Here is a 25,411-nt window from a genome sequence, read left to right as displayed (position 1 = left end):
CTGTCAGGCTAATGTCGGTAGTGGGTTTCGGATCGGAATCGCCTCGTACCGCACCTCGCGGGACGTTGGATCGGCGTCCACTGGGATCCCGATCAGTCCTGAAACGGCGAGGGGGTTACGTATGGCTGTTCGGCAATAATGGACCCGCATTCGGCGGTTTCGATAATCGTCGATACACGAGGTAGGAAATCGCACGGATTTCCTGATGTGGAGTCCGTGCTAGGTCGATAGCCATGCGAGGGGTCGGGTAATCATGGAGTCTGTCGAGAGCTGGGTCGGTAATCGGGATCTGATCCCGCTTTCCTCCGCGCAATACGGCATGTGGTTCGCGGATAGCGCGCATAGCGGACCGGCGACCAATATCGCGCAGTATGTCGAGATCGAGGGGCAGATCGACGTGGCCCTGTTCAACACGGCGGTGCACGAGGTGGCCGGGGAGACCGAGTCGCTGATGGTGCGGGTGGTCGAGGTGGAAGGGCGTCCCTACCAGGTCGTCGACCGCAGCATCACGTTCAACGAACTCGTGCTCGATTTCGGCGCGCACAGCGATCCGATGGGGGCGGCGCTGGCATGGATGCGCCGCGACTACACCCGGCCTGTCGACATCACTCGGCACCAACTCGCGGTCGCGCGACTGATCAGGATTCGCGACGACCTGCACCTGTGGTACGCGCGTGCGCACCATCTCGTCATCGACGGGTACGGCGCGTTCAACGTGGTGAGCAGGGTCGCCGAGTACTACAACGCGCTGTCGGAAGGTAGGCCACCCGCTCGGCTGATGGCCGCTCGGCTGCGTGATATCGCCGCGGAGGAGCAGGCCTATCGGGCGGGTCCACGGTTCGAGGCCGACCGTCGGTACTGGCTGGACAAGGTCGCCGACCTGCCCGCGCCTTCCGGTTTGTCCGGTCGATCGGCTCGCGCGGGAACGGTGGATGAGGTTGCGGCGCGCGAACTTCCGGCCGAACTGTGCACGCTGCTCGATCGCCGCTCGGCCGAGCTCGACGCTTCGGCCGCGCAAGTCGTCGTCGCGGCGTTCGCGGCCTTCTTCGCGCGGATGACCGGTGCCGACGAGGTGGTGCTCTCGGTCCCGATGAGCGCCCGGGTCACCGTGAAGCTGCGCAATGCCGCGGCGATGCTGGCCAATATGGTGCCGATCCGCTTCGCGATCGACGACGCGACCACCGTGGCGCAGTTGGTCAAGGCCTCGATCAGCGAGCTGGTCTCTGCGTTGCGTCATCAGCGGTACCGCTTCGAGGACCTGCGCCGCGAATCGGCCGCGATCGACAATTCCGCCAACACTTTCGGGCCCGTCCTCAACATCTTGTTCTTCGACTCCGAGATCCGCTTCGGCGACGCCGTCGGCCGCTACCACGCGCTCACCTCGGGTGCGCTCGAGGATCTTCAGATCAACCTCTACCGAACCGGGCCGGACGCGCCGCTGCTCATCGAGTTGCACGGCAACGACAATCTCTACAGTCGGCGCGATATCGACGCCCACGCCGACCGCTTCATCGAATTCCTGCACCGCTTCATCGCGGCCGACTCCGGCGAGCGGGTGGTGGAACTACCGCTGGTCTCGCCCGCGCAGGAGCGCACGATCGTCGACGAGTCGGCCGGTGTCGAGGGCGTCGTCGATGTCGCGACGCTGGTGGATTCGCTTGCCGGACAGGCTGCTTCGACTCCCTTCGCGGAGGCTGTCACCGCCGACGGCGAGACGATCACGTATCGGGACCTCGATGAGCGTTCCACCCGGCTCGCGCGGCGTCTGATCGTTCGTGGCGCCGGTCCGGGCGCGCTGGTCGCCATCGCGCTGCCGCGTGGCACCCGGCTGATCGTCGCGATGCTGGCTGTCCTGAAGTCCGGTGCCGCGTATCTGCCTCTGGACCTCACCCATCCGGCGGAACGGCTGGAATACGTTGTCGGTCAGTCCGATCCGGCGGTTGTCATCGTCGAGGACTCAGGGCTGTTCATCGGCGGTGCCCGGCTGCTGGTGCTCGAACCCGGTGACGACCTCGACGGTGCTGCTGACCCGATCACCGATGACGAGCGCACCGCACCGCTGCGACCCGATGATGCCGCGTACGTCATCTTCACCTCCGGCTCCACGGGTCGGCCCAAGGGTGTGGTGATCAGCCACCGGTCTGTCGTCACCTACCTGTCGAATGCGTGCACCGCCCTGAATATCCGGGCCGACGATGTGTGGACATGGCTGCATTCGGTGGCCTTCGACTACTCGATCTGGGAGGTCTTCGGTCCGCTCGTCACCGGCGGCCGCGTGGTGGTCGTCGATGTGCTGACAGCGCGCGCCCCTGATGAACTGGTGCGTCTGACCGCCCGTGAAGGCGTCACCGTGTTCAGCCAAACCCCCTCGGCGTTCTATCAATTCGCCGCGGCTCGGCGGCGGCACCTCGTGGCGGGCGCACCCGATGGGGAGTTGGCACTACGGGTAGTCGTGCTGTCCGGTGAGGGTCTGGATCCGGCGGCGTTGGCACCCTGGTACGAAGACCACCCGACCGGACCGGTCCTCGTCAACAGTTACGGCATCACCGAGACCACCGTTTTCGTCACCCGTACCGACCTGAGCGCCGAACTGGCCGTCCCCGGCGCACCCAGCGTGATCGGAACGGCGCTACCCGGCCTGCGCACCTATGTGCTGGATCGGCGCCTGCGGCCGACGCCGGTGGGCGCGTGGGGGGAAATCTATGTAGCGGGAACACAATTGGCTCGTGGCTATCTCGGTCAGCCCGCGCTGAGCGCGGGCCGGTTCGTCGCCGACCCGTGGGGGGCGCCGGGGGCTCGGATGTACCGAAGCGGCGACGTGGCCCGCCGTAATCACGACGGTGACCTCGAATACCGCGGCCGTGCGGATCAGCAGGTGCAGCTGCGTGGGTTCCGCATCGAACTCGACGAGGTCCGTGCCGCGCTACTGGCTCATCCGGCGGTGGCTTCGGCTGCTGTGGTGGTGCATCGCGCCGACACCGAGGCGGCGCGTCTGGTGGGTTACGTCGTCGCGTCCGGTACCGATTGTGATGTCGATTCCGTTGTCGCCCGGGCGGGTTCACTGCTGCCGGACTACATGATCCCGAATGTCGTGACAGTCGTGGACGAACTGCCACTGACGGTCAACGGCAAGCTCGACTTGCGCGCACTCCCCGAACCGGGGGCGGGGGCCACGGCAAGCTATATCGCGCCGCGGACCGAGACCGAAGCGACTGTCGCGCAGGTCTTCGCCGAGGTGCTCGGTGTGGATCGTGTCGGTGCGTTCGACAGCTTCTTCGCGGTGGGCGGCAACTCGCTCACCGCGGCGGGCGCCGTCGTCCGGGTCGCCGATGCCACCGAATGCGAACTGTCGGTGCGTGATCTGTTCGCCAACCCGACGGTGGCAGGGTTCGCCGAGTGCGTCGGCAGGGCGCGGCGGCGAGTGCGGCCCGCCTTGACCCCGGTCGCGCGGGACGGGCTGTTGCCACTGGCTTCCGCGCAGCACCGGATGTGGTTGATCAACCGTGTCGAACCGGAGTCAGCCGCCTACAACATCCCTCTTGTCCTGCGGTTGACCGGCCGACTCGACCCCGCCGCAGTGCGCACGGCGCTGGGCGACGTTCTCGATCGCCACGAGTCGCTACGGACCCGCTACCCCGCCCGCGACGGCCACGGCATGCAGGAGATCCTGTCGACCGCGTCCACCCTGGCCGAATTCGATTGCGTCCCGGAACAAGTCGCGCAAGACCGGCTCGCTGACCGGATCCGCGAGCTGACCGCCGATGGCTTCGATGTCTGCGCTCGACCGCCACTGCGGGCGGTCCTGCTCACGACCGGCCCCGACAGCCACGTGCTGGTCCTGGTGCTCCATCACATCTGCTGTGACGGTGCGTCGCTGGCGCCTCTTGCCATCGACTTCGCCACCGCCTACACGGCTCGGTCGCAGCAGATCGCGCCGGATCAGCAGCCCCTGAGGGTGCAATACGCCGACTACGCGGACTGGCACCGTCGCCTGCTCGGCGACGAAACCGATCCGGACTCACTCGCCGCCGACCAATTGCAATACTGGACAGACCAATTGGCCGATGCCCCCGATGTGCTCGAGCTACCCTCCGACCGGCCGCGGCCCGCTCGCCGTTCCATGCGCGGCGAGGTCGTCGCCGCGCGGCTCCCCGCGACATACGCCGACATCGCGCGACTCGCCCGTGCCGCGGACGTCACCCCGTTCATGGTCGTGCACGCCGCGCTCGCCGTCCTGCTGGCCCGGTTGTCGGGCACCGGCGACATCGTCATCGGCGCCCCACTGGCCGGACGCGGCGAGCCGGACCTCGCGCCACTGGTGGGCATGTTCGTGAACACGGTGGCGCTGCGCACGCCGGTGCGCGGCGACGAATCGTTCACCGCCTTCCTCGAACGCGTCAAGGACATCGATATCGACGCTTTCGCGCACGGCGACCTGCCCTATGACCGGGTCGTGGAAGCGCTCGATCCGCGGCGTTCCGCGGCCTATGCACCCGTGTGTCAGGTGTATCTGGCCTTCGACAACACCGAACTGCCTCGCCTGACCCTGCCGGACCTCGAGGTGGACATCCTCGATCCAGGCGCCGAACCCGCGAAGGTGGACCTGGTCGTCACCGTCGCCGCGAACGCCGCGAACACCGGTGACGTCACCCTGCGCATCAACTACGCGACCGACCTGTTCGACCCGCCCACCGTCGAGCAGATGGCCGAACGGTTGCGCCGGATTTTGGACGCGGTGGTGGCGAACCCTTCCGCGCCGGTCGGCGACGTGGAGCTACTGTCTACCGCCGAACGTGCCGCGCTGCAGCCTGTTCGGGGTGCGGACGCGGTACCGGGAGTAGCGCTGGCGGATCTGCTGGCCCGCGGTGTCGCGATCTCGCCGGACGGTCCGGCGGTCGCCTCCGGTGTGGAACGGATGGACTTCACGCAGCTGGACGAGCTGTCGAACCGGTTCGCCCGGCGGCTGCTCGACGAAGGTGCCCGACCCGGCGAAGTGGTGGCGATGGTCCTGCCACGTTCGCTCGATTTCGTGGTTGCGGTGTGGGCCGTCGCGAAAACCGGTGCCGCCCTGGTGCTGATCGACCCGCGCAACCCGCGGGATCGGGTCCGCTCGATGCTCGCCGACAGCGCGCCGAGGGTGGTCTTGACCAGCGCCGAGGTCGAGGGCGCTGCGCCCGAGGGGCCGTGGTCGCTGCTGGTGGTCGCCGACCCCGTCTCCCGCAGTGTCACCGCGGGATACTCGTCGGCGCCAGTGGCCGACATCGATCGGGGTAGGCCGGTGCACCCCGGTGACGTGGCGTACGTGATCTACACGTCCGGCACGACCGGTGTTCCGAAGGGTGTCGAGGTCACCAACCAGGGGCTGGCGAACTTCGCCGCCGAACAGCAGGACCGCTACAACGTCGAGCCCACCGTGCGGGTCCTGCAGGCCGCCGGTCCTGGGTTCGACGCGGTCATGCTCGAAATCCTGCTCGCCCATCCTGGTGGCGCGGCGCTGATCGTGTCCCCGCCCGACGTCTACGCGGGTGCGGAGCTGGCGGAACTCATTCGGGCACAAGAGGTTACCCATGCCTTTTTGACGCCGACCGTCCTCGGCTCGATGTCACCGGAGAACCTGGAGTGCCTGCGGGTGCTGGTCTCCGGTGGCGAAGCTCTGACCGCCGACCTCAGCGCGACCTGGGCGCCGGGGCGTCGGCTGTTCAACGGCTACGGGCCCACCGAAACGACGATCATGGTCGCGATCAGCGACCCGATCTCCCCGCAGGGCCCGATCACCATCGGCGGACCTATTCGCGGCATCTCCGCGCAGGTCCTCGACGCCCGAATGCAGCCGGTGCCGGTCGGTACGGCGGGCGAACTCTATATCGGCGGTGTGCAGTTGGCGCGCGGCTACCTCGGTCGACCCACGGTGACAGCTGCCGGTTTCGTCGCCGACCCCCGCGGTGCGGGCACCCGCATGTACCGCACGGGCGACCTGGTCAGGTGGACATCGGAGCAGACCCTCCAGTACCTGGGTCGCGCCGACCAGCAGGTGAAGATCCGCGGGCAGCGCACCGAACTGGGAGAGATCGAAGCAGTACTCGCGCAGGACCCCGCGGTGACCCACGCCGTCGTCGTGATGCACGGCAGCGCGGGCGGCGAACGGCTCGTCGGCTACCTGGTCGGTGCCGGCATCGACGCGGAGCGCGTACGCACGGCCGCGCGTACGCGACTGCCCGCGCACATGGTGCCCGATGTGTGCATGGTGCTCGACCGATTCCCGCTGACCGCCAGCGGCAAGCTCGATCGTGCCGAGCTGCCGGAGCCGGTGTTTTTGCACACCGCCGAGGACATCGCGCCGCGCACGCCCACCGAACAACTCGTCGCCGATGTGTACCGCGATGTGCTCGGCGCAGCGCACGTGAGCGCGCTCGACAACTTCTTCGACCTCGGTGGCAACTCGCTCACCGCGACCAAGGTCGCGGCGCGCCTGTCCGATGCGTTCGGCACCGACATCGCGGTGCGGGCACTGTTCGAGACCCCGACCGTCGACGCGCTGGCCGGCGAGCTGGATTCGATCGGCCGACAGGCTGATCCAGGTTCGGGTCATCGCCGGCTGGTGCCGCAGCAGCGGCCGGATCGGATTCCACTCTCACCCGCGCAGGCGCGAATGTGGTTCCTCAACCAGTTCGACACCTCGGCGGCGGTCTACAACGTGCCCGTCGTCGTGCGAATCTCCGGACCACTCGATGTCGACGCGCTCCGGTCAGCTCTCGCCGATGTGATCGACAGGCACGAGACGCTGCGCACTCGATACCCCGACAGCGACAGCGGACCGTGGCAAGAGATCCTGGCACCGGGCTCGGAACCTCGGCTCATGTGCGTCGACGTCGCCGAGGCGGAAATCACCGAACGGATCGCGCACGAGACCGCCCTCGGATTCGACGTGAGTACCGAGGTGCCGTTCCGGATCGCGTTGCTTCACACCGCGGCCGAGGAGTGGACGGTGGTGCTCACCGTGCACCACATCGCCATCGACGGATCCTCGCTCGCGCCACTGGCCACGGACCTGGCCGTGGCCTACCGGGCCCGGATGGCAGGCGAGCCGCCGGCCTTGGCGCCTCTGCCGGTCCAGTACGCCGACTACACGCTGTGGCAACGCAGAAGCCTCGGCGCGCAAGAAGACCCGACCAGTGTGACCGCGGGTCAGATCCGGTACTGGATCGCGACGCTGGCCGACCTACCGCAGATGCTCGATCTGCCGACCGACCGACCGCGACCCGCACGGCAGTCCTTCCGTGGCGCGACCATGTCCGCCACGATCCCCGCCGAGCTGCATCGCGACATCATCGCCCTCGCACGTCGCCACGACACGACGTTGTTCATGGTGACCCATGCCGCGTTCGCGGTGCTGCTGGCAAGGCTGTCGGGCACCGGGGACATCGCGGTCGGCACCCCGGTCGCCGGGCGCGGCGAACCCGCCCTCGACCCGCTGATCGGCATGTTCGTCAACACGCTGGTGCTACGCGTACAGGTGGATCCTGAGGCGCCGTTCACGGAGGTGCTCGGCCGCGCCCGCGAATGCGATCTCGGCGCGTTCGACAATGCCGGCATCCCGTTCGAACAGCTGGTGGAGGTACTCAATCCGCCGCGCAGCACCGCGCACGAGCCACTGACCCAGGTCGGCTTCTCGTTCCAGAACATCGACATCCCGACGCTGCGCCTCGGCGGGCTCACGGTGGCGGCCGATCTCGTCGAACCCGGCGTTGCCAAGTACGACCTGCACCTCACCCTGGTCGATACGATCGACTCGAACGGTGCTCCCGGTGACATGCAGGTCGAATTCGGTTACGCGACTGATCTTTTCGACGAAGCCACGATCGCTCCGATCTTCGAGCGGTTCGTCGCTGTCCTGCGAGGTGTCGTCGCCGATCCCGGTATGCCTGTGGGTGACCTACCGTTGCTCGGCCCGGGTGAACTCGACGAACTGTCGCTGCGGGAATCCGGCCCCGACGTGCCCTCGGACGGCTCGACGATCGCGGGGCTCTTCGCGAAGCAGGTCGTGGCGACACCGGAACGCGCCGCGGTCATCGACGGCGACAGCGGTGACGTGCTCACCTACGCGGCGTTCGGCGCCGAGGTGAACGCACTGGCACGAGCGCTGGTCGGCCACGGTATCGGGCCGGGAAGTGTGGTGGCCGTGGCTGTGCGCCGCTCGGTCGATCTGCTCACCGCGCTCTACGCCATCCACGCGGCCGGCGCCGCCTATCTCCCGCTGGATCCGGACCACCCCGTCGACCGGCTGCGCGCCGTTCTCACCGCCGCGCGACCTGACGGCGTGCTGATCCGCGACGACATCGCAATGCCGACGCGGGCACCGGTCTGGCGGCTGTCAGACCTCGTCCCGGCCGCGACCGATACCGCGCCGCTCACCGATGCCGATCGGATCAGGCCACTGCGCCCGAACGATCTGGCCTACGTCATCTTCACCTCCGGGTCGACCGGCGTCCCCAAAGGCGTCGCACTCACCCACGAGGCTGTCGTCAACCAACTACGGTGGCTCACATCCCATTACCGGATCGGCGCCGACGACGTGCTGCTCCTGCGCACCCCCGCCACCTTCGACCTGTCGGTGTGGGAATTGTTCACCGCCCCTACCTCCGGCGCCGCGCTGGTCGTCGCGGGCCATGACGATCACACCGATCAGACCGCCGTAGCCGGGCTGATCGCCCGCCACGGCGTGACCGTGGTCGATTTCGTTCCCTCGCTGCTTTCGGCCTTCCTCGACATCGCGACCTCGGACGACCTCGCCACGATCCGCCAAGTGCTGTGCATCGGTGAGGCTTTGGACTCCGCGACCGTTCGCCGATTCCGCGACGTCAGCGGGGCACGCATCGACAACCTGTACGGCCCGACGGAAGCGGCTGTCAGCGTCACCGCCTACGAGATCGGCGAACTCGACGGACCCGTCGTGTCGATCGGCACGCCCGAAGCGAATGTCGTCGTACACGTGCTCGACGCACGCCTGCGCCCCGTCCCTCTCGGCGTCACCGGTGAGCTCTATCTCGGTGGCAGCCAACTCGCCCGTGGCTACCACGCCCGCGCGGACCTCACCGCCGCGGCCTTCGTGGCCGACCCGTTCGGCTCGATGCCGGGCTCTCGCCTCTATCGCACCGGCGACCTGGTCCGCTGGGACATCGCAGGCCGACTGCGGTATGTCGGCCGCCGCGATTCCCAGGTGAAGATTCGCGGCCTGCGCGTCGAACTCGGCGATATCGAAGCCGCGCTGCTCGCCCACGACCACATCGGTGCCGCGATCGTCCGGGTCCATCCGGTCGGCGATGAGCAGGTGCTGGTGGCCTACGCCGTGAGCGAGGAGGCGATCGACCCCGACGCACTGCGGATGTACCTGCTGGGACGCCTGCCCGCGTATATGGTTCCCGCCCAGGTGATCCGGATCGACACGGTTCCGCTCACGCCCAACGGAAAGATCGACTATCGCGCCCTGCCCGCTCCGGACACCCGCGTCGGCTCCACCCGTTACCGGGCTCCCAGCGGCATCGTCGAGGAAACCATCGCCGGTGTGATCGGTGAACTGGTGCAGACACCGTGGATCGGCGCCGACGAGAATTTCTTCACCCTCGGTGGCAATTCGCTGTTGGCGACTCGCGTGCTCAGCCGCATCGGCGAAGTCCTCGGCGTGACGATTCCCGTGCGCGCCATCTTCGAAGCCCCGACCGTGGCGCAATTGGCTCGGTGGGTCGAACGCCTGCGCACCGTCGGTGAGATCGCGGGCCCGGTGGCGACGGCGCGGCCCGAGCGCATCCCGCTCTCGCCCGCGCAGAGCCGGATGTGGCTGCTCAACCAGCTGGACCCCGAGTCCGCGAGTTACGTGGTGCCACTGTCGATCAGCCTCGACGGTGAACTCGATATCGAGGCCATGTCGGCCGCGCTGTTCGATGTCATCGAACGGCACGAGATCTTGCGCACCACCTACTCCGCCCACGACGGCACCCCCGCGCAGGTCGTGCTGAGCACCGATGAAGTCGTCGCGTCCTGCGATCTCGCCGTGCGCCCGGTGACCGTGGATGCGCTGATCCAGGAACTGACACGGTTCTTCGGCATCGGATTCGATGTCGCGGCGGGCGCCCCGCTGCGGGTGGCATTGTTCCGGATCACCGAAACCGCTCACGCACTGGCGATTTCGGTCCACCACATCAATTGCGACGGCTACTCGGTAGCCCCGCTGGCCGCCGATATCATCGAGGCCTACCGCGCACGCCGGGTCGGTGCGGCACCCGAATGGGCTCCGCTACCAGTGCAATTCGCTGATTACGCCCTGTGGCAGCGCGAACTGCTCGCCGCACCCGACTCCGCGCCGGTCCGCGACCTGCGCTACTGGCGCACCCAACTCGCGGAGATCCCGGATGTGCTCGCGCTGCCCACCGATCGGCCGCGCCCGCTCGAACAGTCCCACCGCGGTGCGACGGTCCACGCGGAAGTCCCTTCCCGAGTCGCGCAGGCCGTGGCGGCACTGGCGCGACGCAGCGGGGTGACCCCGTTCATGGTGACGCACACCGCGCTGGCCGTGCTGCTTGCACAGTTGTCGGGCAGCGACGACATCGCCATCGGCATTCCGTACGCGGGTCGCGGCGACCGATCGCTGGACCACCTCGTCGGTATGTTCGTCAACACGCTCGTGCTGCGCACCCGGGTCCGCCCGGAACAGCGGTTCGCCGACCTGGTCGAACTGACCAGGCGCACCGACATCGAAGCGTTCGATCATGCCGCCGTTCCGTTCGAACAGCTGGTGGAAGTGCTGAATCCGGCTCGCTCGACGGCACATTCGCCGCTGTTCCAGGTGATGCTCGCCTACCAGAACATGGCGCCTGCCCAGCTCGACGTGCCGGGCCTCGAGATCGGCGGCATCGATGTCGGTGCCGACGCGGCGATCTGCGATCTGCTGCTGATGATCACCGAGGACCGAGGCCCGCACAACGAGATCTCGGGCATGAATCTGCGTCTGACCTACGCCACCGACCTGTTCGACGACACCACCGCACGCCGATTCACCGAACAGCTCGTGCGCGTCCTCGACGCTGTCACCGCCGACGCGCAGATCATCGCCGGGGAGATCGACCTCACCGACGAAACCACCCGCACCCGTCTGCTGCGCCCGCACGGCGCACCACTGGTGAGTCCGGACCGCACGCTCGTCGACGCCTTCGACGAGCAGGTAGCCCGCACCCCGGACGCTGTCGCCCTCCGAGTCCCCGGCGGTAGCGCCCTCACCTACCGTGAGTTCGACGCACACGTGAATCGACTCGCTCGTCACCTCATCGATCTCGGCGCCGGCCCCGAAACCACAGTGGCGGTGGCGATTCACCGTTCGATCGACCTGATCACCGCCGTCTACGCCGTCGTGAAGTCCGGTGCGGCCTTCGTGCCGCTCGATCCCGACCACCCGACCGCACGGCTGGCCCACGTCCTTGCGGTCGCTCGACCGCTGCTGGTCGTCACCACCGTCGGCGACGAGGGCTCGCTTCCCGCAGACCTCCATCGAGTCCGGCTCGACGAGCTGGACCTGAGCGCGCGACCCGCCGGACCCGTCGGCGATGACGAGCGCCGCGCACCGTTGCGCGCCGACAACACCGCCTACGTGCTGTTCACCTCCGGCTCGACCGGCGCCCCGAAGGGGGTTGCCCTCACTCACGCGGCCACCGCCCACCAGTTGGCTTGGGCGCAAAGCGAATTCCCGCACGACGCGTCGGATGTGGTGCTGCACAAGACCCCGATCACCTTCGACATCGCAGTGTGGGAGTTGTTCTGGCCGTTGCAGACCGGCGCGCGGATCGTCGTCGCCGAACCCGGCGGCCACCGCGATCCCGCCTACCTGGCCGAGGTCATCGCGGACGAGCAGGTGAGCACCGTGCACTTCGTCCCGTCGATGCTCGATGTGTTGCTCGAGCATCCGGGCACGACGCGGCTGCCGTCGGTCCGCTATCTCTTCCCTGCCGGTGAGGCGCTGGCCCAGCGCACCGCCGAACGCGCCCGGCAGGTTTTCGATCGGGCCGAGGTGGTCAACTGGTACGGTCCCGCCGAAGCGGAGGTCGTGACGGCATACCGATGCACGACGGATCCCGGTGCGCCGCAGAGTGTTCCGATCGGCTACCCGGTTTCGGGGATGTCTGCCTATGTGCTGAACGCTCGACTGCGGCCGGTTCCGGTCGGTGTCGTCGGCGACCTGTACGTCGCGGGCGCCCAGCTGGCCCGCGGCTACCAGGACCGCCCCGATCTCACCTGTGGTGTATTCCTCGCCGACCCGTTCGGCGCGCCGGGGGAGCGGCTCTACCGCACCGGCGACCTGGCCCGCTGGGCACCCTCCGGCGCGCTGGAGTTCTTCGGCCGCGGCGACTTCCAGGTGAAGTACCATGGTCAGCGCGTCGAGCCCGGCGATATCGAAGCTGCCATGCACTCGATCGACACGGTCGCCCGCGCGGTCGCGATCGTCACCGAGGACCGGATCACCGCGTATGTCACGCCGGTGGCGGGTGCGGCACTGGACGGGGCGCAGGTGCGCCGTACGCTCACCCGGCTGCTGCCGGCCTACCTGGTACCCGGCGCGGTGCTGGTGCTCGACACCCTGCCGCTCAGTGTGAACGGCAAGCTGGACCGGGCCGCGCTGCCCAGCCCTGACTTCGACGACGCGGACGAATTCCTGGCCCCGCGTACCGACCGGGAAGCCGTGCTGGCCAAGATCGTCGCCGAGATCGTCGGCGCCGATCGGGTCAGCGTCGCCGCCGACCTGTTCGATATCGGCGTGAACTCGCTGTCGGCGGCCCAGATCGCGGCCCGTGCCGAAGCCGCCCTGCGGGTACGTGTCAATGTCCGCGACATCTTCGAGGCACTCACCATCGCCGCGCTGGCGGAACGGATCGCCGTGCGCGACCGGTACGCCGGCGTGCCGCTGGTGCACCGCAACGACCTCGCCGAGATTCCCCTGGCGGCGGCGCAGCGGCGCATCTGGATCCTCAACCAGCTCGACCCCGCCTCCGGTGCGTACAACATCGGATTCGCGGCCCGGCTGACCGGACCGCTCGATGTGACAGCGCTGCGCGCGGCGATGGCCGATGTGGTCACCCGCCACGAAACCCTGCGCACGATCTACCCCTCGGTGGGCGGACAACCGCATCAGCTCGTCCACGACAGTGCGGTCGGCGCCGCGGATATCGAACTCGCTTCGCTCGAGGACCCAGCGCTGTTGGCAGACCGGCTGCGCGACGCGGTGGAGTCGGGCTTCGACATCGCGACGAACACGCCGGTCCGCGTGCGGCTCTATCGCACGGGCGTCGATGAACACGTCTTGATCCTGGTGGTGCACCACATCGCCGCGGACGGTGCGTCGATGGCACCGCTGGCCCGAGATGTGTTCGCCGCCTATCGAGCTCGTCGCACCGAGACGACGCCACTGTGGCCGACGTTGCCCGTCGACTACGCCGACTACGCGGTCTGGCAGCGTGAGCTGCTCGGTGCCGAGGACGACCCCACCTCGCTGGCCGGGCGCCAGATCGCCTACTGGCAGCGGATTCTCGCCGACGCTCCCGAACTGCTCGCACTGCCTACCGACCGTCCACGGCCCGCGGTGTCGACGATGGACGGCGGCAGTGTCGGCTTCACCGTCGAGCCCGGGTTGCACGAGTCCGTCGTCGAACTCGCCCGCCGCGAAGGTGTCACGGTGTTCATGGTTCTGCACGCGGCGCTGGCGATTCTGCTCTCGCGCACCGCCCACACCGACGACGTCACGATCGGTACCCCGGTGAGTGGTCGCGGGCGCCCCGAACTCGACGATCTGGTCGGGATGTTCGTCAACACGGTGGTTTTGCTTACCCGCGTCACCGAGCGACTGTCCTTCCGCGAATTCCTGGCGGAGGTACGCGGCACGGATCTGGAGGGGCTCGCACACGCGGACGTGCCGTTCGAGCGGCTGGTCGAGGTACTCGACCGGGCCGGGTCGACCGCGTATACGCCGCTCTATCAGGTGATGCTCGGCTTCCGTCATGCCGATGCCACGCGCTTCGAACTCGACGATATCGGCGTCGAAGTACTCGATCCCGGTGTGGCACAAGCCAAAACCGACCTCACGGTGCTGCTGAACGAACGCGCCGACGGAGCGGGGATCGACGGCGAGATCGTCTACGCCACCGGCCTGTTCACCGAGGCCACCGCGATTCGGTTCGCCGACCGGCTGCTGCGCGTGCTCGACACGATCACCACGCAACCGGACGTGACCATCGAGGCCATCGACCTGCTGAGCCCCGAGGAGACCGCACACCTGCTCCCCGCCGGACGTGCGACGGCGGTGCTGCCGAAAACACTGCCCGCCCTGCTCGCCCTCGCTGCCGCGGACCCGACGGCGACGGCGCTGATCGGTGACGACGAGACCCTGACCTATGGCGAACTCGATCGGCGATCGGACCGGCTCGCCGTGCTGCTCGCACGGGCAGGCGCGGCACCGGGAACCTATGTCGCCCTGGCTGTCCCGCGGTCGGTGGCCTTCCACGTGGTGCTGTGGGCGATCGCGAAAACCGGTGCGGCGTTCATGCCGATGGATCTGCGTTACCCCGCGGAACGGCTGGCGCACATGGTCCACGACTCCGGTGTCACGCTCGGCGTGACCTCGAGCGCGGCGCGGTCGTCGCTGCCCGACACCGTCGCCTGGGTGTGCCTCGACGACGAGCAGGTCGTCGCCGAACTGTCCACCGCGACAATGGATCACCCCTTCGCGGCGGCGCGCCTGGATGATGCCGCCTACCTGGTGTACACCTCGGGATCGACGGGCAGACCGAAGGGTGTGGTCGTCACGCACGCGGGTCTGTCGGCCTTCGCAGCGGAGAAGCATCAGCACTACCGGATAGATCGACTGTCGCGGGTCCTCCAGGTCGCCGCGCCTGCATTCGACGCGGTGATGATGGAATCGCTGATGGCCTATGCGGCGGGCGCCGCCCTTGTCGTCTCGCCTGCCGAAGTTTTCGCCGGTCCTGCCCTGACCGAATTGATTCGCACGCAACAGGTTTCGCATGCCTTCCTGACACCCAGCGTGTTGGCGACCCTGCGGCCCGACGGCCTCGACGCGCTACAGATGCTGACGGTCGGCGGCGAAGCGCTCTCCGCCGAACTCGTCGCCGCCTGGGCGCCGGGCCGCCGCTTCCACAATGTGTACGGGCCGACCGAGGCGACGGTCGCGGTCAGCGTGAGCTCCGAGTTGGCGCCCGGTGATCCGATCACTATCGGCGCCCCGATCCGCGGAGTGCGCGCCGTCGTGCTCGACGCTCGGTTGCGACCGGTGCCGATCGGCGTGGTCGGTGAGCTGTATCTGGCGGGCAGGGCACTGGCGCGCGGATACCTGAATCGGCCGGGGGCGAGCGCTGCCGCGTTCGTGGCCGATCCGTACGGGGAGCAGGGCACCCGGATGTATCGCACCGGCGACCTGGTGCGTTGGAGCGCCGAGCACACCATCGAATACGTGGGTCGCGCCGATTTCCAGGTCAAGATCCGTGGTCAGCGCGTGGAACTCGGCGAGATCGATGCGGCGCTGGTGGCCTGCCCGGATGTGGCTACCGCGGTCACCGTGAGCACGCGCGGCCATGCCGGGCAACCGATGCTGGCCGCCTACCTGGTGGCCGACCAGGGTCGAACGATCGATACGACCGCGATCCGCGACCAGATCTCGGGCGCACTGCCCGAACACATGGTGCCCGCCGTGCTCACGGTTCTCGACGAGATGCCGGTGTCGTCGACAGGAAAGGTGGACCGGCGCGCACTGCCCGAACCCGGCGCCGAGGCGTTCGATTCAGCGGTGATCGCGGCGGCGACAGACCTGGAGGAGACCATCGCGAGGATCTTCGCCGAGGTGCTCGGGGTGGCCTCGGTGGGCACCGACGAGTCGTTCTTCGCGCGCGGCGGCGACTCGATCATGTCTATCCAGCTGGCATCGCGGTTGCAGACAGCCGGGGTGGTCGTGACGGCACGAGACATCTTCGAACATCGGACTGTTCGTGGACTGGCTGCCGTTGCCGAGGACGCGGGACGGGTGACCCTCGAAGAACTGCCCGGCGGTGGTATCGGGCAGGTAGCGCGGACGCCCATTGTGTCCTGGTATCTGGACCGTCCCGCCGGTGACCGGTTCGCGCAGTCGTTGCTGGTCGAGGTGCCCGGCGATGCGCGTGCGGCTGACGTGGTCGCCACTGTCGGCGCCGTGCTCGACCGGCACGACATGCTGCGCGCGCGGCTGAGTGTCGCGCACGCCGATTCGCCCCACCTCGAGGTATTGCCGCGCGGCGCGGTCGATGCCGAACGGTTGGTGTTGGTCCGCACGTTCGGTGCCGAGAGTGTGCCGGGGAGCGCGGGTTTCACGGCGCTCGTCGAGGACGCACTCGACGAAGCGTCAGCCCGGCTGAGCCCTGTCGATGCAGCGATGATGCAGGTCGTCTGTCTGGTGCCGGAGCCCGGCGTGGTATCGCGGGGACGTGCGCTGATCGTGATCCATCACCTGGTGGTCGACGGTGTCTCCTGGCGGATCCTGATCCCCGATTTCGTCTCCGCGTGGCAGCAGGTCTGCGAGGGACGAGCGGTCGAGCTGCCCGAAGTCGGCACCTCGATGCGCCGGTGGGCAGCGGCCGTGTCAGCGGCAGCCGACGGTCATGCCGAGGAGCTGGCACTGTGGCAGCGCATGGGGTCCCGTCCCGAACCGCTGCTCGGTCGGGTCGCACTCGACCCGGCTGTCGATGTGCACGCCACGGTCGAGCGGATGACGCTGACGCTTCCCGTCGACCTGACCACCGCGCTGATGGGCGCGGCGCCACGCGCCGCGCACGCCACCACCGACGACGTACTGCTCGCGGGTCTGCTACTGGCACTGGGTCGTTGGCGCGCCGCGCGCGGGGTCGAGCACGGCGGTGCCCGCATCCTGCTCGAAAGCCATGGGCGCGAGGAGCAGCTCGCCCCGGGAGCCGACCTCTCGCGCACCGTCGGCTGGTTCACCAGCGCATACCCGGTAAACCTCGACATCGACGGCACCGATCCGCGTGCCGCTGTGAAGGCGGTCAAGGAACAGTTGCGGGCCGTGCCGGACAAGGGCATCGGCTACGGCATGCTGCGGTACCTCAACGCGGAAACAGCCCCGCAGCTGGCGGCGCTGCCCGAACCGCAGATCAGTTTCAACAACCTGGGCCGAGCAGGCGTCGACATCGCGGCGCTGTCCGGTGTCGCCTGGATTCCCGCCGGGGAGGACTTCGACCATCAGGTCGCCTTCGATCCCGGCATGCCCGCCGCCGCGACACTGTCCATCGACACCAGCATCATCGACACCCCGGACGGCCCCACCGTCTCCGCGCGGATCGGTTACGCCGCGAGACTTCTCGATAGTGGCGATGTCGGCGAACTGCTCGACGAGTGGACGTCGTCGCTGCGCGAGATCGCGGAAATGGCGGCACGAGAGGCTGATTGGGGTCTGTCCCCGTCCGACACCCCGCTGGTCGCGCTGACCCAACAGGACCTGGACATCTTCACCGAACGCTACGGACCGATCGAGGCAGTCTGGTCGATGGCACCGTTGCAGGCGGGACTGCTGTTCCACGCCGAGCTCGCTGTGGGCGAACTGGATGTGTACACGGCGCAGTCGGAGATGACACTGACCGGGCCGGTCGACGAGGCCCGGCTTCGACAGGCCGCGGCAGAGCTGCTGCGGCGGCATCCGAACCTGCGGGCCGCGTTCACCCGAACGATCGAAGGTGTCGTCGCGCAGGTTGTTCCGGTGAAGTCGGCCGTGCACTGGCGCACCGTCGCGGCTGCTGAGGCGACGCTGCCGGAGATCCTCGCGTCCGAACGCGAGATGGCGTTCGACCCCGCCGATCCGCCGCTGGTGCGATTCGTGCTCGTCTCCGTCGCGCCCGCCGAGTTCCGGCTGATCCTGACCGCGCATCACCTGCTGCTCGACGGTTGGTCACTGCCGTTGCTGCTGCGCGATCTGGTCGGGCTGTACGCGGCAGGCGCCGACGCGGGCCTGCTGCCGCCGGCACCGTCCTACGGCGACTACCTGAGCTGGCTGGACCGGCGCGACACCACCGCCGGGATCGAGATCTGGCGCGACACCTTGGCGGGGTACACCGAGCCCACCATGATCGCCGACACGGTCGGAAAGGCGACCGTCGAGGTACCGACCGACCTGACTATCGATCTCGACGACGACATCACCACCGCCCTGACCGAACTCGCTCGCGCATGCGGCGCCACGATGTCGACGATCGTGCAGTTCGCCTGGGCGACGGTGCTGGCCAACCAGCTCGGTCGCGAGCGGATCGTGTTCGGCGAGACAGTCTCCGGCAGGCCGGCCGAGGTGCCGGGTGTCGAGTCGATGATCGGGCTGTTCATCAACACGCTGCCCGTCCCGGTCCGGGTACGTGGTGATCGGATCATCGTGGGCGCGCTGGAACAGTTGCAGGCGGACAAGACCCGGCTGCTCGATCACCATCACGTCGAACTGTCCGGCATCATGGCCGCGGTCGGCGGCGGACAACTGTTCGACACCCTGGTGGCGTTCGAGTCCTACCCGGTCGACAGCAGCGGACTCGGCGACGCCGATATCGACGGGGTACGGGTCACCGACGTGGTCGGCACCGATGCCGCGCACTACCCGATCACCGTGCAGGCCCACCACACCGACACCCTGCACATCCGGGTGCGATACCAGGCGGCCCGTGTCGACGACGTGACCGCCGCCGGGCTCGCCGACCGTATCGAGCGTGTCCTGCGCGCCGTCGCCGCCGACCCGAACAGGCGCGTCGGCGACATCGACCTGCTGTCGGCGGCAGAGCACGTGGCGCTGGTCCCCGCCAGAGGTACGGAACAGGTGGCGCCCGCGGCATTGGCGGACCTGTTGCGCCGAGGGGCGACCCGACAGCCCGACGGTGTGGCAGTGATATCCGGGTCCGAAACGGTGAGCTTTGCCGAGCTGGGTCGTCGAGCACATCGGTTGGCGCACTGGCTGATCGAGCACGGCGTCGACACCGGGGACACCGTCGGTGTGGTCATGCCGCGTTCGATGCCGTTGATCACCACGATCTGGGCGCTGGCCGAGGTCGGTGCCGCGGGTGCGCTGCTCGATCCACGCAACCCGGACGAGCGGCTCGCGGTCATGCTGTCCGACTGTGGTGCCCGCGTCGTGTTGACCGTCGACGAGGTGAGCGACGGAGTGCCGGAGGGGGAGTGGGCCCGGCTGGTCGTCGACGATCCGGCGGCGGCGCGGCAGATCGCGGACCAACCGACGCACGCTGTGTCCCGGACGATCCGCGACACCGACCTGGCCTATGTCATCTACACCTCCGGCACCACCGGTACTCCCAAGGGCGTGGCGGTAACCCAGGCGGGACTGGCGAATTTCGCTGCCGAACAGCGGGATCGATACCAGGTCACCTCGCGCTCGCGGGTGCTGCACTGTGCCGCACCAGGGTTCGACGCCGTCATGCTCGAGATCCTGATGGCGCACCCGCACGGCGCGACGCTGGTCATCTCGCCGCCCGATACCTACGCGGGCACCGAGTTGGCCGACATCATCCGGGACAACGCGGTGACCCACGCCTTCCTCACACCGACCGTGCTCGCGACCATGTCACCCGACGGGCTGGACAGCCTCGCGGTACTGGTCGCCGGTGGTGAAGCAGTGCCGGCCGAGCTGGCCGCCCTCTGGGCGCCGGGACGCCGATTGTTCAACGGCTACGGACCCACCGAGACCACGATCATGGTCGCCATCAGCGAGCCTCTGTCGCCCCCGGAGCCCATCACCCTGGGTGGCCCGATTCGCGGGACCTGCGCAGTGGTGCTGGATTCGCACCTGCGGCCCGTGCCGATCGGTGTGACCGGCGAGCTCTACGTGAGCGGTATCCAGCTGGCGCGGGGATACCTCGGCCGCCCCGCCGCCACCGCCGCGAATTTTCTCGCCAACCCCTACGACCCGGGCACCCGGATGTACCGGACGGGCGACCGTGTCCGCTGGACCGCCGGCCACACGCTCGACTACGTCGGCCGTACCGACCATCAGGTCAAGATCCGAGGTCAGCGGATCGAACTCGGCGAGATCGAGGCCGTGCTCGCCGAACATCCCACGGTCAACCACGCGGTCGTGCTGCTGCGCACCGACGACCACGGGGCGGACCGGCTCGTGGGCTACCTCATCGGTGACACCGTCGAGCCCGAGCAGGTACGCGCCTCGGCACGCCGTCGGCTGCCCGCCCACATGGTTCCCGACATCTGTGTCGTGCTGCAACAGCTTCCACTGACCACCACCGGAAAACTCGACCGTGGCGCGCTACCGATGCCCGCTTTCACCGCCGCCGGATACCTGGCACCGAGCGATCCGACCGAAACCCTCGTCGCCGAGGTCTGCGCCGAAGTTCTCGAGCTGCCCCGAGTCGGCATGCGCGACAACTTCTTCGACCTCGGCGGGAACTCGCTGACCGCGACGAGGCTGACCGCACGACTGAGCTCGGCACTCGGCATCCGGGTGGCGGTGCGCGACCTGTTCGAGTACCCGAGAATGGCCGACCTCGCCGCCTGGCTCACCGGCCGCGACACCGTCCAACGCCCCGTGCTGACCAGGCGGCCCGACAGCGGCCCGGTGCCGCTCTCGCCCGCCCAGCAGCGGATGTGGTTCCTCAACCAGCTCGGCGCCTCGGTCGGTGCGTACAACGTGCCACTGGTGATCCGGTTGACCGGAGAACTCGATATCTCCGCGCTGCGCACCGCCTGCGCGATGGTGATCGGCCGCCACGAATCGTTGCGCACGAAATTCCCTGTGATCGACGGTATTCCGCGGCAGGTGGTCGTCGACGCCGACGAAGTGGCGCCCGACCTGATCCCGGTCGCCATCGAGGAATCGGTGCTGCCGAAGGCCGCCGCGGCGGTGCTCTCGGCCAGCTTCCAGGTCACCGAGGCGCCGCCGGTGCGGGTCGAACTGTTCGATCTCGGCCCCGACGATCACGTGCTGGTGATCGCCGTACACCACATCTGCGCGGACGGACTTTCGATGATTCCCCTGGCCCGCGACGTCGCGGCCGCCTATCGCGCCGTGGCCACGGCGAGCTCGCCCGCGTGGCCGCCGCTCGCGGTGCAGTATCCCGATTACACACTGTGGCAGCATGATCTGCTCGGCGATGAGCACGATCCGGAGTCGCTGCTGTCGCGTCAGCTGGACTTCTGGCGAGACACCCTCGCCGGGCTGCCGGAACTGCTGGATCTGCCCACCGACATGCCACGCCCGCCGGTCGCGTCCATGCGGGGCCGGATCGTCGACTTCACCATCGGGGCACGGCTGCAGAAGCGGATCGGTACGGTCGCGCGGGCGGCGGGCGCGACGCCGTTCATGGTGGCGCACGCCGCGCTGACCGTGCTGCTCGCGCGGCTGGCGGGCACCGGCGATATCGCGGTCGGCACACCGGTGTCCGGGCGTGGGGAACGCGAACTCGACGATCTGATCGGCATGTTCGTCAACACTGTCGTCCTGCGGACGGCGGTGTCGGCCGATCAGCGCTTCGACGCGCTTCTGGACGACGTCATGGCCGCCGACCTGGCGGCACTGGCACACGCGGAGGTCTCCTTCGAACAGGTCGTGGAGGCGCTGAACCCGCCGCGTTCGACCGCGCACCTGCCGCTCTATCAGGTGACGATCGACTACCAGAATCTCGATCAGGTGGTTCTCGAACTGCCGGGGATCACGGTGGAACCGGTCGAGGACTATGTGGAGCAGGCGCAGTCCGATCTCAACGTGAAGCTGGTCGAACGATTCGACGCCGACGGCAACCCGCTGGGCACACTCGGCCGATTGACCTACGCCACAGATCTTTTCGTCGAAGAATCGATGGAGCGGTTCGCGCACTGGTACCTGCGGATCCTGGAGGCGGTAGTCGCCGACCCGCAGGCTGTCATCGGTGACATCGAGTTCATGGAACCGCGGCAGCGCCAGGAGGTTCTCGATGCGGCAGGTGTGGCGGGCGCGCATGTTCCCGAGGAAACGATCGGTGGCCTGTTCGCGTGGCGGGTGGCTGCCGCCCCGGATTCGGTCGCGGTGACCGATGGGCCGACGGTCCTGACCTACGCGGAACTGGATCGGCGCGCCGAGGCTGTCGCCGCCCGACTGATCGCGGCCGGCGCAGGCCCCGAAACGCTGGTGGCCGTCGCGTTGCCGCGCTCAGCTGATCTGGTGGTCGGGCTGTTGGCAGTGGTCATGTCGGGCGCGGGTTATCTGCCCCTTGATGTGGCGTATCCGGCGGAGCGGCTTCGCTTCGTGCTCGACGACGCTCGACCGGTGGCGATGCTGACCACCTCGGCAATGGCCTCGGAGGTATCCGAATTCACGGGGCCGATAGTGCTTTTGGATGACGATGTGGTTGTCGAGACCGGGCACGACGGTGCCGCGCGCCCGGACAATATCGCCTACATGATCTACACCTCGGGCTCTACCGGTCGGCCGAAGGGTGTCACGGTCACCCACCGCGATGTGGTCACCCTGCTCACGAACACGGCAGAGAATTTCGACGTCGGGGCCGACGATGTGTGGACACTGTTCCATTCCTACGCTTTCGATTTCGCGGTCTGGGAGATGTGGGGGGCGCTGCTCTCCGGTGGGCGTCTGGTGGTCGTCGACTACGACACCACGCGCACGCCCGACGACTTCGTCGAGCTCGTGGCGCGTGAACAGGTCACCGTTCTGAGCCAGACGCCGTCGGCGTTCTACGGATTCGCCGACGCGGAGCGCCGCTACCGTGGCGCGGGCGGCGAGGGTCTCGCGTTGCGCTACATCGTGTTCGGCGGCGAAGCGTTGGACCAGGCCCGGCTGACCGGCTGGTCACGCGCCCACCCGGCGGGCTCACCGCGACTGGTCAACATGTACGGGATCACCGAGACGACCGTCCACGTCAGCTATGCCGAAGTCGATCAGGCGAGCACCAGCGGGATCGGCCGCGCCCTGCCCGGGATGACGGTGTACGTGCTCGACGAGCGGTTGCGGCCGGTGCCGGTCGGCGTCGCCGGTGACCTCTATGTCGGCGGCGGACAGCTCTCGCGCGGCTATCACGGAGCGGGCGCGCTCACCGCGGGCCGATTCGTCGCCGATCCGTTCGGCACGCCGGGCGGCCGCCTGTACCGGACCGGTGATGTCGGCCGGTGGCGTCGCGGCGGGCACCGACTGGAACTGGACTACCTCGGACGCGCCGACGCGCAGATCCAATTGCGCGGTTTTCGTATCGAACTGGGTGAGGTGGAGTCGGCGCTGCTCGGCCACCCCGGCGTTTCCCAGGCGGCTGCGGCGGTGCACCGCCACGCCAAGGACGTCGACCAATTGATCGGTTACGTCGTTGCCGTCGACGGGCAAGAACTCGACCCGGCGCAGGTTCGTGACACCGCCGCGGAACTGCTCACCGGGTACATGGTGCCCTCGGCCATCGTGGTGCTGTCCGCCCTGCCGGTGACGGTCAACGGCAAGCTCGACCGAAATGCCCTGCCCGCACCCGACTTCGAACGCGCCGAGCACGAATACGACGCGCCGCGAACACCTTCCGAGATCGCGATCGCCGAGGTGTTCGCGCACACCTTGGACGTGGCCAGAGTCGGCTCCGGTGACGGATTCTTCGACCTCGGCGGCAACTCGCTACTGGCGACCATGGCGGTGGCAGAACTCCACGCCCGCGGCGTCCAGGTCGAACTGCCGTGGATGTTCGACGATGCGACGCCGCGGGCGCTGGCCCGCAGGGTCGACGAGACCGAGGGCGGATCGGGCATGCAGGTGCTGCTTCCCCTGCGGCCCGCGGGTGATGCCGCACCACTGTTCGCGATCCACCCGGCGGGCGGGCTCGCCTGGTTCTACGGCGGACTGGTGGGCCATCTGCGCGGTGACCGGCCGGTGTTCGGCCTGCAGGACCCGCACGTCGTCGCCGACGAAGCCGGCGCCACGTCGATCGATGAGCTCGCGCATCGCTACGTCGACGAGATCCGCCGGACCCAGCCCAACGGGCCGTACCACCTGCTCGGCTGGTCGCTCGGCGGCGAGATCGCCCATGCGGTGGCGACGCAGCTGCAGGAGCAGGGCGAATCGGTCGCGCTGCTGGCGATGATGGACAGTGCGGTCGGTGCCCCACCGATCACGCCCGACACCGACTCCACACCGGGCGAGCTGATGGCTGATCTGCTCGGTGGCTGGCGGGAACTGTTCGACCTCGCCGATACCGTCACCGCGAGCACCACCGAGCAGGCCTGGCAGGTGGTCCGCGATCAGATCACCGGCACCGGCTTGTTCACCGCCGACCAGGTCGACCGGGTGATGGAAAGTTTCTCCACCGCGGGCGAACTCGCCGACGCCTACCAGCCGAGGACCTTCGACGGTGACCTGATCTTCTTCACCGCCGGTAAGGATCGTGACGACATCGAAGCCGTCGCACACACGTGGCAACCGCACGTCACCGGCCGCATCCACAACACTGTTCTCGACGCACGCCACCTCGAGCTGACCCACCCGTCCGCGCTGGCCGTGATCGGCCCGATCCTCGAAGGATTCATGAACTGATGACGACGACACAGCAGCAATTGCGCCTCGACGACGGCCGCACCGTCACCTGCACCAGCCCCGCCGAAGCGCGCATGCTCTGGAAGGAGATGATCGCCGACGGGTATTACCGCCAAGCCGCCGCCACCTTGCGACCCGGTGACCTCGCCGTCGATATCGGCGCCAATATCGGACTCAGCGCGATGGTGTTCGCCGAAACGCACCCCGGTGTGCGGGTGATCGCGGCCGAACCCGCACCCGCCACCTACGACTGTCTGCACCGGAACATGTCGGCGCATGTGCCCGGCGGTGTCGCCCTCGAGGTCGCGGTGGGCGCCGCGCCCGGTGTGCTGCCGTTCACCTGGTACCCCCGGGCCACCGCGAATTCGAGCCTGTACGCCGATCGTGATGCCGACGACGACGCGACGAAGACCTTTCTGCGCAACAGCGGCCTGCCCGACGACGCGATCACCCTCATCACCCGCGGCTTGCACGACGGCGAGCAGATCGATGTCGAGGTCACGACGGTGTCGGCGATTCTGGCACAGCATGATCCGTCCGCCGAGATCGGCGTGCTGAAGATCGACGTCGAACGAGCCGAATTCGATGTCCTACTCGGCATCAACGAGTCCGACTGGTCCCGCATCCGATCCGTCGTAGCGGAGGTGCACGACCGCGACGGTCGTCTCGCCGAATTCTGCGAGGTCCTCGACGTCCACGGCCTCACCCCGCGCACCCGGCAGGATCGCTCGCTGGCGGGTACCGAACTGCACGAGGTGTACGCCGTGCGGGCGTGAATCTTCGTGACGGTGCCGGTGTCGTCACGAATCCCGCTCTCCGAAC

The 25,411-nt window shown here is 68.2% G+C and carries 2 protein-coding genes; both read left to right on the top strand.

Annotation, left to right across the window (positions count from 1 at the left end):
- Positions 1-253: 253 nt before the first annotated feature.
- Positions 254-24,589, top strand: a complete 24,336-nt coding sequence (locus ACLJPD_RS25635) for a non-ribosomal peptide synthase/polyketide synthase (RefSeq protein ID WP_410875476.1) — start codon at positions 254-256, stop codon at positions 24,587-24,589.
- Entirely contained in the window at positions 24,589-25,365 is a 777-nt protein-coding gene (locus ACLJPD_RS25630) for an FkbM family methyltransferase (RefSeq protein ID WP_410875474.1), read from the top strand. Before ACLJPD_RS25635 ends, ACLJPD_RS25630 begins: the two co-directional genes overlap by 1 nt.
- The last annotated feature ends 46 nt before the right edge of the window (positions 25,366-25,411 follow it).

The sequence above is a fragment of the Nocardia sp. A7 genome, assembly GCF_046549215.1.
In the GTDB taxonomy this organism is placed as follows: Bacteria; Actinomycetota; Actinomycetes; order Mycobacteriales; family Mycobacteriaceae; genus Nocardia.
This window is presented reverse-complemented; position numbering and strand designations above follow the sequence as displayed.